This is a genomic window from Pseudogracilibacillus auburnensis (assembly GCF_003201975.1).
GTDB lineage: Bacteria > Bacillota > Bacilli > Bacillales > Amphibacillaceae > Pseudogracilibacillus > Pseudogracilibacillus auburnensis.
Genome location: NZ_QJJQ01000004.1, coordinates 303,166 through 316,629, shown reverse-complemented (window position 1 = coordinate 316,629; position 13,464 = coordinate 303,166). Strand labels below are relative to the sequence as shown.

The 13,464-nt window shown below is 35.0% G+C and carries 11 protein-coding genes; 2 read left to right on the top strand and 9 right to left on the bottom strand.

The features are described 5' to 3' along the window. Positions 1 to 492 precede the first annotated feature (492 nt). From DFR56_RS08240 to DFR56_RS08220, 5 genes are all read right to left on the bottom strand, one after another. A complete protein-coding gene (locus DFR56_RS08240) occupies positions 493 to 1,296 on the bottom strand; it encodes a hypothetical protein (RefSeq protein WP_110394946.1) in 804 nt (267 codons plus the stop codon). A 75-nt stretch (positions 1,297 to 1,371) separates the two neighbouring features. Continuing rightward, a complete protein-coding gene (locus tag DFR56_RS08235) occupies positions 1,372 to 1,671 on the bottom strand; it encodes a hypothetical protein (RefSeq protein ID WP_110394945.1) in 300 nt (99 codons plus the stop codon). Positions 1,672 to 1,704: 33 nt separating this feature from the next. Continuing rightward, a complete protein-coding gene (locus tag DFR56_RS08230) occupies positions 1,705 to 2,022 on the bottom strand; it encodes a hypothetical protein (protein ID WP_110394944.1) in 318 nt (105 codons plus the stop codon). A gap of 12 nt (positions 2,023 to 2,034) precedes the next feature. After that, positions 2,035 to 2,391, bottom strand: a complete 357-nt coding sequence (locus DFR56_RS08225; RefSeq protein ID WP_110394943.1) for a hypothetical protein — start codon at positions 2,389 to 2,391, stop codon at positions 2,035 to 2,037. Between the two features lie 27 nt (positions 2,392 to 2,418). Beyond that, positions 2,419 to 2,718, bottom strand: a complete 300-nt coding sequence (locus DFR56_RS08220; protein WP_110394942.1) for a DUF4176 domain-containing protein — start codon at positions 2,716 to 2,718, stop codon at positions 2,419 to 2,421. Positions 2,719 to 3,394: 676 nt separating this feature from the next. Here DFR56_RS08220 and DFR56_RS23815 point away from each other — a divergent pair. Further along, entirely contained in the window at positions 3,395 to 3,559 is a 165-nt protein-coding gene (locus tag DFR56_RS23815; RefSeq protein ID WP_307787018.1) for a DUF2249 domain-containing protein, read from the top strand. A gap of 259 nt (positions 3,560 to 3,818) precedes the next feature. Here the strand turns inward: DFR56_RS23815 and pdxK are convergent, their stop codons facing one another. Beyond that, on the bottom strand, positions 3,819 to 4,616 hold the full coding sequence (gene pdxK / locus DFR56_RS08205) for a pyridoxine/pyridoxal/pyridoxamine kinase (protein WP_110394940.1): 798 nt from the start codon (positions 4,614 to 4,616) through the stop codon (positions 3,819 to 3,821). 980 nt (positions 4,617 to 5,596) lie between these two features. Here pdxK and DFR56_RS08195 point away from each other — a divergent pair. Next, positions 5,597 to 6,976 carry an alanine/glycine:cation symporter family protein gene (locus tag DFR56_RS08195; RefSeq protein WP_110394938.1) on the top strand — a complete coding sequence of 460 codons (1,380 nt, stop codon included), beginning with the start codon at positions 5,597 to 5,599 and terminating at the stop codon, positions 6,974 to 6,976. A gap of 165 nt (positions 6,977 to 7,141) precedes the next feature. Here the strand turns inward: DFR56_RS08195 and DFR56_RS08190 are convergent, their stop codons facing one another. From DFR56_RS08190 to DFR56_RS08175, 3 genes are all read right to left on the bottom strand, one after another. Continuing rightward, positions 7,142 to 8,887, bottom strand: a complete 1,746-nt coding sequence (locus tag DFR56_RS08190) for a glycoside hydrolase family 88 protein (RefSeq protein WP_110394937.1) — start codon at positions 8,885 to 8,887, stop codon at positions 7,142 to 7,144. Positions 8,888 to 8,991: 104 nt separating this feature from the next. Continuing rightward, entirely contained in the window at positions 8,992 to 10,737 is a 1,746-nt protein-coding gene (locus DFR56_RS23305) for an adhesive domain-containing protein (protein WP_211320618.1), read from the bottom strand. Positions 10,738 to 11,617: 880 nt separating this feature from the next. Next, a complete protein-coding gene (locus DFR56_RS08175) occupies positions 11,618 to 12,346 on the bottom strand; it encodes a LuxR C-terminal-related transcriptional regulator (protein WP_207521026.1) in 729 nt (242 codons plus the stop codon). Positions 12,347 to 13,464 lie beyond the last annotated feature (1,118 nt).

Below are 13,464 nucleotides of genomic sequence, written 5' to 3'. Positions count from 1 at the left end.
TGTAGCTCTGTTTTGGTAGTTTGATTTTTTAATATTATTACCAAATTAATCTACGTTGTTACGAAGATGGGGCTAGTTTCGTTCATGATAACTCCAGTGGGAAAAGCACGAGTCTGAAGACCCCACAGCGGTGGTCTTCCGCGAGGAGGCTGAAGCCGTGCCCACGGAAAGCGAAGTATTCTACCGAAGCGATTTTTCAGTACTAAATTTAAAAAGAATGAGAAGGTAATCTCTTATTAATCTTATTGACCAGTCTATATCTTATATGTAAAAAACAATAAATGCTATTTGGTAGAAGAATTCGCAGTCCCAATCTTTTGGAAAACTGTTTATCTACCAAGGTTGTCAAGATATCATTCGAAGCATCCTAAAGCTTAACCAAGCGAACTGTTTGAACGCCTTTTATTGGTCCGAAAATTGAGTTATTTACTTAAAAAACTGATGCTATACTCACTTCATTCTAATAAGAAAATGAAGTCACTTTTTAAACCTTTAATCTTTTAGGCTCTCGACATCAATTTGTTCCTTGGCAAGTTTTACAGGAGGCTTGCCATCAGCTAATAAATTACTTTTTATTTCCTCCATCAATCTCATTCGTTTTTCGGTAGTGACATCTTCTCGTTCGTTTTCTTTCAACTCAAATGGATGGGTGGATAATGTTGCCAACTCACTCAATTTTGTTCTCTTTTTATTAACATTAAAATCATTTTGTTGTAGAGTGAATGAACCAATTGCTGCTTTTCCAACCTTTTCATTATTCCTCACAAAATAAGCAGGTGGAACTACTGATAATAGACCCCATCCCACTGTTTCGAGCCATTCATTAACATGTAATTTTTCTCCTGTGAAAGGATTTTTTCCACCGCAAGCATGATAGAGTTCATTCAAACCGGTTATATTTACATTTGTAGCAGTGGTGTCCATCGTTGCTTTTTTTACTTTTGTTGTACGATTAAAAGGTTGAATCTCCCGAATAGCCCGATTACGTTCAGGAATATTTTGTTCACGTATAAACTGTTGAATATTAAAAATCGCTTCTTCATAAGGATGAACTGGTTTTGTTCGTAACAAAACATCATGTACATGTGGCATTTTTTTATGAAGAAATTCATTTCCCTTTACTTCTACTTCTTTAAGCTCAAACTGTAATGCGGTAAGGTCTTCTAAAGCAAGAAGGTCATGGATGTCATCAATGAAGGATAAATGTTCCGTAATCGTTTCCTCTTGATTTTCATAATGTTTATATACTTTTTTTAAATAACTTTCAACCTCATCCGTATGAACTGTAATTTTCAAAAACTTGCCACCCTTTCCAGACTTGTAAATTACATCCCATATTCCTTCTATTTTTGCTTCTTTTCTAAAAAATGATCACTTGTTAATTCCGTACATTGATGCCAGTGATTGATCAGTCGTAGAAAATTCTTGTGCAATTTTCATTGCATTTTCTTGCAGTGTAACCATATTACTAGATAGTATTTCCATTACACTTATTAAAGAATCTAAAAAAAGATATACTTGTTCCAAACTGCTAGATTCAAATTGTTGCTCCCTGATTGTTTCTTTAAACTGGGTAAGCACATTCATCATTTCTTCGACACTATTTTGCTCTTTTGACATAACCTTATATAACTCTTCTATTGTATTAAAGTCGATTTTTATATCACTCACTACGATCACTCCTAACAGCAGGACCTTCTGTCACTAATTATTCGTAAACATCTTTTCACTCTTTCTATCCGCTTCAATAATTTCTGTATCGACAAGGTGGATCAATTGAATAAATGTTTTTATAGATGTTTCAGCTAATTTGGCACTTTGGAAATAGTCACGTACTACTTTTTCATACTGTTGGATCGTTTCACCAGATAATTCACTAAATACATGTTGAAACTGGGAAGTTAAATGTTCCGTTGAATAGATAAAATCTTGGAGTTGTTTCTCTACTTGGGCGATACCTTCTAGCGTTCTTTGTGAATCATACTTAATCATTATTCCAGTACCCACTCTGCTATCATTCATATACTATTCACCTCACGTTAACATCTTTCTAACACTTGGGTCAATATTTGCATCCTTTAAATAATTCAGTCGTTCCTCTTCTGATAAACCAAATAACTCTCTACTGTAGTAATGATACAACTCCATTTTCAACTTTTCTAATTGTTGTTTACGCTGTTGTAATGTGTGTAAAAGTTCATCATATGCCGATTGATATCTTACTAATAATTGATCCATTTCAGCAAAAAATGCTTCAGACGCAACTTTCGCCTTACTATTTTCCCAAAATACATTTTCCAATGATTGCGGAGAATTTTTAGCAATAGAACTAGCATTAGTCATCCATTGAATGGCTGTTTCTAAACGACTAATGCGTGCATCATAATCCATATATATCCCTCTTTTCCCTCTTAACAATTATTCAATCAAAAACTTTTGATTAATTTGTCCTTTTGGAATCGGGGTTCGTTTCTCCCATTCTGTAATGAAACTAAGTAGTTCGGCATCTTCTTTATACCCTTTGAAACAGATCGTCTCAATATCTTCCTCATTAAAGAAAAACATTTCCTCATTTACCATGCCTACCGGATATAAACAAGCCATATAATCCATATAAACATTTTCATTCTGATGATTTTTTACGATCGGTTTCCTCCCTGTTATCATTAATTTCTCGTCCCCATCTTTTAACAAAACAACACTTCCAATTGGTAACACAAAAACTCACCTCATATTTTCTTCTCTCTATTTATAAATATGTCTAAGCTTGTATTGTATAACTTTATTCGATTCCATTAGAAAACTTGGCATTCACTAGTTCTTTACTCGAATGCCTTAGTAGACGCTTACGACGCACAATGATTATGCCGACAAGTAATCGCATTCGCAAAAGCTTCTCAATAAAACGAGCGAAGACACAATCCCAGGATGTCGCGCTTAGCAGAAAATATGGATTAATATTTTCTTCTCTGCTAAAAATTTGTGATTACTTTTTATCCATTTCCTTAGCCCTATTGAAGTTATTGGTAGTCACACTAATGTAACGCTACTTTAATCAAACTTTTTTAAATTGTAAAGTCATTTTAATACTATTTTTTATAAATGATTATAATTACCCATCTTCAGATTGCCTCACCAACCTTTATACCTGAATATTTTATTGAATAAATCATTATTTATAAGTTATTTTTACGATGACTAAAGACCTTATGAAACAGTCTCTTTGAACTTGGAAATCATCGTATAAGTGTGATTTACATCACTGATTTTCTAATTAAAGATAATTACATTAAAGATAATGAAGAATGAAGTGAGCCGATTGAACAAAAACTTATTTATTGAACTGGATGTTCGGGACGATTTGCGACTTAAAAAGGAACCTTTTGATTAAATTATGAGCACTGTTAAACAGTTAAAAAAAGGACAGGCATTAATTTTACATGCTCCTTTTAATCCCATCCCCCTTCATAAAGTAATGAAAAGAAAAGGTTTCACATATGAAGCGGTAAAATTGAAACGAAGACATTGGAAAGTCATTTACGAAAAGGGGGATGAATAATGAAAGTGTTAGAATTTGAGAATCAGAATCACCAATGATGCGAACATTAAAAGTCACTTGGTTGTACTTTTCGTTCATATAATCGGATTAGATGATCCATGTTTTGGAGTTGGCTCATCTTCCTTTATATTAGTTTTAGGATACTTATATAAAATTGTCCCATTTCTTCGGTGGACATATCAATATTCTGGTCGAATTGGGAACATCTTACCAAATTAAAGGCTTTGCACTACATTATTTCATGCAAAGCCTTCCAATATTATTTTTGATTATACGCCCCATGCATTACTGGACCGACGTATTCATTTAATTTCCATCCATATTGAATAGCTGCAGTAACAAAGTCTTTAGCCGCAGTAACAGCTTGTTCCACTGTTTTTCCTAAAACAATATTTGCCGTTATTGCTGCCGCAAAAGTACAACCGGCACCATGATTATATGTGGTTGAAATTTTATTTGCTTCTAGCAAGGTAAAGTTTTCGCCATCATAAAAAAGATCAACTGCTTTTTCATGTTCCAGCGCTTTTCCACCTTTAATAACGATGTTTTTAGCACCTAGCTCATTAATTTTGACTGCCGCTTCCTTCATATCATCAATTGTTTTAAGAGATCCCATTTTTGCTAGTTGTCCCGCTTCAAATAAGTTCGGTGTGGTAATTGTAGCCCGTGGGATCAGTAAATCACGTAAGGCATCTGTATTTTCAGGTTGTAATACTTCATCTTCCCCTTTACATACCATCACAGGATCAATCACCACTGTTTTTAGATTAAATTCATCGATCTTTTTAGCCCCAAGTTCAATGATATCTACGGAACCGAGCATGCCTGTTTTCATCCCATCAATACCAACAGATAAAATAGTATCTAACTGCTTTTCCACGATATCTACATCTATAGGAAATACGCCATGGCTCCACTGATTATTTGGATCCATTGTAACGATCGATGTTAATGATGTCATTCCATAAACATCATGTTCCTGAAAAGTTTTTAAATCTGCCTGAATTCCAGCTCCTCCACTTGAATCAGAGCCAGCAAGTGTTAATGCTTTTTTCATTATTACCCAACCTTCTTTGTCGTATTTGTTCACATTACAAGAATAATAAATTTTACAGTAAATGAAAAGTATAATAGCTTGAACCTCTCATGACTAAAGTCATGAGAATCTTGGGAACAGAGCATACTTGAGGGAGGCGGTATACACTACCCACAGTGGTTTCTCTTTTACCCCAAGCTATCTCCGTAGTTCCTACGGTTCTTGATTATTTTTCTTTTTACGTTAGGGATGGGTTTCCTGCTTTTGGCGAATGTTACATGCCCAATTTTAGAAAATTTCAGGAGGTTACCATCAATAGAGATATTTTGATTAACGTATTTTGTTGTGTAGGACTGAAGGGCAATGCCATCAACTTCTTTTAACCACTCCATTTCTTCTACCCTTTTCATTTTAGGAACCATGGCCAAACATTGATTGTACGATAATCCCTTTCCAATCTCAGAGTATGCCATATGCCATAGACAAAGGAGATGATGATACACAAATCTTGCACAACCCATTGTGTAGTCATTTGCTTTTAGTGGGATAGACCGAAATTTATAGGCCTTGTGTTGCATTAATGATCGACCTCGTTTTTATTTCTTATTATATACTACAGTGTTTGTAAGTGGATTTATGATTAGATTACAGCTACAGACGTCGATTCATCCCACGATTGAAATCGCGAGTGTTCCAGACTATTTTTATAAAAAAGGAAAAGAGTTATTCAAATATTAATAGATCGTTCAATAACGATCCTTCGTTTTAAAGCTTCTTGACTTCTAGATGAAGGTGAATTATACTGTCTCTAATACGTCTTGTGGATTGTCGACATCCGAATGTATACCAAAATAAGGAAGGGATTATATAAGAATTTTTTTATTTACTCGCATTCATATTTTTATAAAAATAATGTAAACGGCTGAAATTATGGCCTTTTTTAATTGTCTACAATCGCAAACGCTTACAAATTTGTCATTTTATGAAACGGAGGAAATTGAATGTTAGAAACGATTGTGAAAATTTCAGATTGGATTTGGGGCCCACCAATGATTATTTTATTATTTTTAAGTGGGATCTTTTTAACCTTTCGCTTAGGATTTTTTCATATAAAACATGCAGGATATATTTTTAAACAGACTGTTGGTGGTATTTTCAAAAAACAAGATCCACTAGCGAAAGCAGAGGGTACAATCTCCCCATTCCAGGCTTTAACTTCGGCACTAGCTTGTACGATAGGTGCTGGTAATATCGTTGGGGTGCCTGTTGCCATTATGCTCGGTGGTCCTGGTGCAATTTTTTGGATGTGGGTAATTGCTTTACTCGCTGGCTGTATTAAGTTTTCAGAAGTTGTTCTTGCCGTTAAATATCGTGAGAAAAACGCAAAAGGAGAATATGTTGGTGGTCCAATGTATTACATAACAAAAGGCCTGAACATGAAATGGCTCGGTGTTTGGTTTGCAGCTGCTCTTATGTTTGAAGTTGCTGCCAGTAATATGGTACAAGCTAACTCGCTTGCATTATCGGTTAAAGAAACGTTTAATATAAATCCTGCTATTACTGGAATTATTGCAATGATTTTAGTCGGAGCGGTAATTATTGGTGGAATTAAGCGGATTGGTAGTTTCACAGAAAAGTTTGTTCCTATTATGGTGTTTATCTATTTAGCTGGTGCATTCATTATTGTTATTTCGAATATTAATATGATTGGAGAAGTCTTTGGATTAATTTTCACGTACGCATTTAAACCAATGGCGGCAGTTGGTGGATTTGGAGGTGCAGTCATTGCTCAGGCGATTAGACACGGATTTGCTCGTGGAGTCTATTCGAACGAAGCAGGGGTTGGTACCGCACCAATCGCTCATGCAACAGCAACAACAGATCACCCAGTTCGTCAGGGTTTATGGGGACTTGCAGAGGTAGTGATTGATACATTAGTAGTTTGTACTGCAACGGCATTTGTTATTTTATCTACTGGAGTATGGAAAGCAGAAGGTGCGGGTAATGATCCGTCAGCACTTACTTCCGTTGCTTTTGCTGAGGGCTTAGGTACTGTTGGCGGCTATATTGTAACCGTTTCTCTTTTGTTTTTTGTCGTTTCGACTGTTATCGTATTATCTTTTTACGGAGAAAAACAAGCAGAATTTCTCTTTGGTCACAAAGCAGTTTGGGTTGTCAAGGTCATCTACGTTCTTTCCATCTTTGTTGGTGCAATTGGTGGAGCAAGAGTCATGTGGAGTTTACTAGATATTAGTTTAGCAGCAATGGCAATTCCAAATATTATTGCATTACTATTATTAAGTAAAGAAGTGGTCCGGTTGAAGAACGAATACTTCTCTTCACCTGAATTTTATTTGAAAGATATCGGGAAAGGAAAATAATTGCTTTCTTTTACTAAAGTTAGTATAACTTGAATCGTAATGCAGTCGCTGACAAAGTTTTTGTCAGCGACTTTTTATGGGTAATGATAGGATAGAATTGTAAAGAACAGTCACTCGACTTATTGCAAAAATCGGTTGATCATTGAGATATGTTTTAAAAATTGCTCATTCTGATATCCCATTATTTATCACACCAATTAAACTTGTATGATAATGTGTTGGTAACATTGGTGTTCGGTATTGTACATACTGGCAATACCCTGATAAGTAATGTTCTACATCATCAATTCTTACACGAAACGAATGATGGCGAATGAAAAATCCATTTTCAATTAATCCCGGCTCCTTCATATACATGGCAAGCTCTGGATAAAAAAAGCCTACACGCTGGTATTCTGCTCGATGATCGATTGTCGCCTTCAAAAACTCCTCATCAATGTAATCTAATAAATAGTCTTTTTGCAATTCTTTTATTTTATTGGTCATTTTATAAGTTGCCATTGTCAACTCGAGGAATGTAGGGAATGTTGTATCCCGGTGATAAATAAACTCTAACTTCTCTTGGCAATTTTTTAAGCCAAAAATAAAATATTTATCTTCAGGTTCATAAATGGTTAGTTCATTCGTTGCATAGCTTAACCAATGATCATGATGCTTCCAATAATCGTTCTCGATAAAATAGTCAAATGATTTCTTTACTTCATCTAACCATCTATCTTGTTGATCCATCGCATACAATCGTAATAAACTAAAAATCGCTTCTCCCTCATAATAAATGATGCGATGCAAATCTTTTATTTCATATGTTGGATAGGTTAGCACATGCATAAACCCGCCACTTGGTGTCTTCATTTGCAATATTCCTCTTGCAAGTGCTTGGGCAAGTTGGAGATACTTGTTACTTCTCGTTACTTCCATATATTTTGTCAATGCTAAAATAGCTGTTGCATTGGAGCCTAACTTTATTTCCTTTTCATTGGCATGATCAACAACAAAGGCTATTTCCTCTTCTGGACCTTCTTTAAAGACAATTGCTTCTCGTATCAAATATTCAATTCCTTTTTCAACTGCTTTTATTATTTTTTCATCTTGAATCAATTCATACCCTTCCGCCATCGAATAAAGGGAACTTGAATGTCGCAATATGTTATACGTTCCGATACGTTTGGCAAAAGCAGAGAAATAACCATAAATAAATTTTCCATCGTCCTGTACTTGATTCATTAAAAAATAAGTAGCTTTTTTAATCAAGTGCCGCGATTCCGTTTCAATATTATCTATCTTTCGTATTCCATTGGACAAATCTCCATGATAAAGATCTACTATTTCCTGATTTTCACGATCTGAAAAAGAACTGACTGTTTTGAATAAAAATACTTGCTTATTTCTATAACGGTTTTTAACAAAAGGAAAACGAAAATTACTCACATTATATTTTAAGTAATGATTAATATTTTTTTCATTTAGTTGAATTGGACTTTTATTCAGACTACGTAACATTGCGTTTCCATTCAGTTCTTGTTCTAAAAAAGCTAGTCTAAACTCTGGATCAAAAGAAATTCCGTAACGAAAGTAGTTTCTTCTCGTTTTAGCAATTAAGTTTTCAAGTTGGTCAAAAGAAATCTTTTCTGCTTCCGAAACGACATCTATTTTAATCCATTTAGGATCAAGGTGATGTTTCCGAAAGAGTTCAATTGCTTTTCGGTGGAGATTTTGTAAAGCTTGTAGAAAGTTTGGGGAGGTTTCTTTGAATACACGTGCTCGGATAGTTGGATTACCAATCGATAGAAATACGATATACGTTAATTCATTTTCAATTTCAACTTTTTTAAGTTCTTTTCTTTCTATTTTTCCTTGAAAGTGATTGGCAAAGTCATTAAATACATTATTTATATAGCTCAATGATGTCATTTATATACCTCTCCTTTACTTTTTAATCAATCAAGCCTATATTCCCGAAGAAATATAGGCTGATTATTATGTTCATTTAAATGATATGTTTACTACTAATTGTTTTACTTAGACTCGTTTTCTTTTCTACGGGTAAAGAAACCAACGAGTCCAGCAATGAATGCCATAAAGCCACCCATTATCCAGTTAAATGTTGATGTCGCAGTTTTCGGTAGCACATCTCCGGAACCAGCACCTTTTTTAGTACCATCTCCACTTCCACCATCTGTAACAACTACTTTTACATCATCTGGGTCTTCTTCGTCATTATCATTATCAGCATCAGCGTCAGCATCAGCATCAGCGTCGGCATCAGCGTCAGCATCAGCGTCAGCGTCGGCATCAGCATCAGCGTCAGCATCGGCGTCAGCATCGGCATCAGCATCAGCGTCAGCATCGGCATCGGCATCAGCATCGGCATCAGCATCGGCATCAGCATCGGCATCGGCATCAGCATCAGCATCGGCATCAGCATCAGCGTCAGCATCGGCATCAGCATCGGCGTCGGCATCGGCGTCAGCGTCGGCGTCAGCATCGGCATCGGCATCAGCGTCGGCATCAGCGTCAGCATCAGCGTCGGCATCGGCGTCGGCATCGGCGTCGGCGTCAGCATCGGCATCAGCGTCGGCATCGGCATCAGCGTCGGCATCGGCATCAGCATCGGCATCAGCGTCAGCATCAGCGTCGGCATCGGCGTCAGTATCATCTTCTTCGTCAAAAACAATGGAAGTTTCATCTGCTAAACTTGACAGTAATTGAACATCAATTACTGAAGTACTTACACCCGCCGCATAAATAGGAACTTCTCCCGTTACTCCTGCAGGTTTTTCAACCGTTACATTTGCTGTGACCGATGTTTGACCTATTACTTGTACACCTGCCAAATCATTTGCCAGATCAATCGATCCATCAGCAAGCTCATTAAGAATTGGATTAGCCGTATTAACAACTGCAGATTTTAATGGATTCACAATAGGGTTAATAATTAAATTATTTAATAACCCACTTAAAAGCCCTGTTGGATCTCCTCCGAGTAACGTAATTTCCAACCCATCAATTGCGTCTAACAGATCAGTTATCGTAGCTGTCACTACATCTTTAACTGCTGTTTCTAAATGGTTTCCTATTCCATCCGAAAAATTAACAACAACAGAGCCATCAGGATTTACGACAACATCGACTTGGTCTTCATATACTAAAAGATCTGCAAGTGCTTGATCTATATTGTTCAAATTATCAATGGCTGTATTTAATTCATCAAGACCTTCCACTTTAACTAATCCTGCTAGTGGCGTATTGTTAATGGCATCATCAATACCAGATGTTAATCCAGCCAACAGATCAGTTGTGGCTCCGGTCAAATTACCTATTAAACCATTTATTACTGGTAAATCATCCATCGTGATCGGCAAAATTTCCACACGTACATTTGCTGGATCATTAGCTTGCATCTTTCCAGCTAAGTCGGGTATGTAAAATACCGCCACCCGCTCAGGTGTTAGTAGTTCCGCATCAGCTAATCCTGTTCCTGTCATATTTAGGGCGAGATCGTAGTAATCAGTCTGATCAATTAAGTCTGCTCCGACTGTGATATCCGTTAATAATTGAACTTCTGTAAGACTACTAGCAGAAACGTAAGGAGTGCTCAATACATTTCTAAAACTACTTTCTGTATGCTGATTAGCGCCTACTGGAATTGTACTAAATACGAGAGCAGAAGCAATTGCAGAAGTAGCGATTATTTTTTTCGTTTGATTCATTCTTCTTACTTGATTATGTTTAACCTTCTTCTTAAAATCGTAGTTTTTCAAAAGTATCCTCCTAACCTAATGATTTTGCAAATTTACTTTGAAGCTGAAACTGCTTACAAACCGATCTATGAACTCCTCCCTTTTGATTAGTTGTATAGAATTGGTATGCCAAGAAAAGCGTATTGTCTACTATCGCCAACATTTGCAGAAGATACTGATTATTATAAATGCAAAATAATCCAAATCTTCCCTTAAGTCTTTCTTTTCCGACATTTTCAATTCCTAATCTAAATGATAGGGAAGTTTTCATCCCAAAACAACCGCGTAAATTCCTATTTTTCCCACCGTAAAAACGACGATTTTATGTTTTTTTACCATTTACTTACTATTTCATATACCTAGGTATGAAACAAATGGTTAAAAGTTTTTCTTAATGACTTTTCAAATATTCCAATGCTAAAGAATTTACAAATTAACTTGGTAAACAAGAATAATAACTACTAAGTCAATTTCATCACTCGATTAAGCAAGGATGAATCCGAACAATAAAAAATCATCAAAAAACTGTTGCTTTTCTTCTACAAGGAGAATGCTTTCCTAAGGTGTGCTTGAGCCTCCGACGTACAATGTTTTTGAAACGGGTAATCGCAGTCCCATACGCGTTCCCACAAATGGTTTTGGATCGGATGAGCGAAAGGGCGGTCCCTGTACATGGCGTACTTAGTCTGCATTTCCCCTCTTGCTTTTCCCGTAGGAGTCGTCGTCTTTCACTCCAAACCACTGATTTAGCGTATTTACGGACACTCAAATATAAAGTGAGTGTTATCGTTCGGATAAATCACCCATTATGCTTTTTATGAAATTGAGTCCACTAGTAATACGATGAAAAGGGGGGCACTAAATAGCAAAGGGGAATTCGAACTGAATTCCCCTTTAAGCATTAGATAAAATTATCATTAATCTGTGGTAGATTTTTGTTTTCAAGTTGTACCCAACCATTGCGAAATGCTAGTACGACTGCATTTGTCCGATCATTTACATGCATTTTTCCTAATATGTTTCGTACATGATTTTTAACAGTTGACTCCGTAATACATAACTCATTTGCAATATCCTGGTTACTCTTTCCTTTTACTAACAACTCTAAAACTTCACATTCTCTCAACGTAAATAAATGTAAAGGTCTTTGAAACTCATTCTCTCGTTTAACCGTTTTTTCCTGAATAAATGTAATTAGTCTATGATAATCTTTAGCTAAATAATGACTTACATTTGGATGTAACCAAACCATACCACTGTAGATAGATTTGATGGCGCTAATAAATAAATCTACATTCATTTCTTTAAATAAATATCCTTGTACTCCTCTTTTTAAAGCAAGCGTTACACGTTGATGATTTAATTCTTGTTCAGATAAAATGACTATCCTAGTGTTAGGAGAATGTTTTGATAGTGTTTTTATTTCCAACATACTATTTGATTCAATTGCATTAATATCCAATAAGATCATATCTGGTCTATATTTTTTTACAAGCTTTAAAGCATCATGTCTAGTTTCTCCCTCTGCTACTACAAAAAATAAAGGATTATCTTCAAATATTCGTCTCATTCCTTCACGAAACAATTGATAATTATCAATTAAAACTATTTTAATTGGATTATTATTCATCATATCACCCTCTATTTTGTCATCATCAGGGGAAATTCATGTTAGTTTCCTTTACTTGGATGATGTACATTTTGTTTATTAGCTTACTCATGTTTCGCACTTAAACGTTCCATAAAGTAAAAAAAGAGGATTTACATACTAATATAAAATGACCATTTTATTTTATTGTAAAACGCACCATCTAAACAAAATTTCTGAATGAATAACTGGGAAGTCCCTCACTTTTAATATATGATTAATAAGATAATATTCTCTTTGTTGATTCATCTTCCCTATACTTAACACCTATATATAAATATATTATTTGATTACAAAGCTTCTAAAAATACTCAAAATATTTACCCCACTCTACCTCCTTTTATTACCTTCATATAGCATTTTCTATCGTTTGGAATTCTCCTAGCTCCCCGTTTGTCCTTCTGTTTAGATTCCAACTTCACATATTAGCTTCTCTTTTGTAACTTCATCTCGACTGTAAGAGTAATGGAACAATCGTGCAATATGTTCTTACACAATCATTAAATTTTTTTGTTTCTTGTTATGAATCTATCTTAGTAAAATTAAATGGTCAAAGCTAAAAACTTTATAAGTGAGGATAGACAATTTTAGCAATAACTAAAAATGACTATTATGTAAAATGACTATAATTATTAATTAAGTATATACTTAATTTATGTGATTGAAATCACCCCTATTAACTATTGATTACAAAATAATTACTATTCGACAAAATATGCAAGTTATTCCAGTAACATTCTTGTAAAAGAAAACGTATTGGACCAATAATGTGTGTGATTATTCACAAACTAAGTTTGCCGTAATATTTTTGTAAAAATAATTACTTTGGTTATTTAAATTTTCAATTTATTTGCAATAAAATAAACATATTGACCTGATTATTTAGTCTAGTATAAGGAGAATCCTTTATGCAAAACAGTCTATAAGAACTAAACAATTGATTACACTCTTAAATGACACGTTTGATATTTCCTTTTAAAATGGGAACATATTCTCTTAAGAAAGTTCTAATCATTTGGAAAGTTTCCGCTAATAAAATACTTACTCTAATAGTTCATCTGGTACAATAATCTGATGTACCGTTCCACGAACCACAAAAG

Bases quoted from the DNA above. Each gene is read 5' to 3' on its own strand.
- DFR56_RS08230 (WP_110394944.1), bottom strand. From the start codon at position 2,022: ATGAATGATAGCAGAGTGGGTACTGGAATAATGATTAAGTATGATTCA.
- DFR56_RS08225 (WP_110394943.1), bottom strand. From the start codon at position 2,391: ATGGATTATGATGCACGCATTAGTCGTTTAGAAACAGCCATTCAATGG.
- DFR56_RS23815 (WP_307787018.1), top strand. From the start codon at position 3,395: ATGAGCACTGTTAAACAGTTAAAAAAAGGACAGGCATTAATTTTACAT.
- pdxK (WP_110394940.1), bottom strand. From the start codon at position 4,616: ATGAAAAAAGCATTAACACTTGCTGGCTCTGATTCAAGTGGAGGAGCT.
- DFR56_RS08195 (WP_110394938.1), top strand. From the start codon at position 5,597: ATGTTAGAAACGATTGTGAAAATTTCAGATTGGATTTGGGGCCCACCA.
- DFR56_RS08190 (WP_110394937.1), bottom strand. From the start codon at position 8,887: ATGACATCATTGAGCTATATAAATAATGTATTTAATGACTTTGCCAAT.
- DFR56_RS08175 (WP_207521026.1), bottom strand. From the start codon at position 12,346: ATGAATAATAATCCAATTAAAATAGTTTTAATTGATAATTATCAATTG.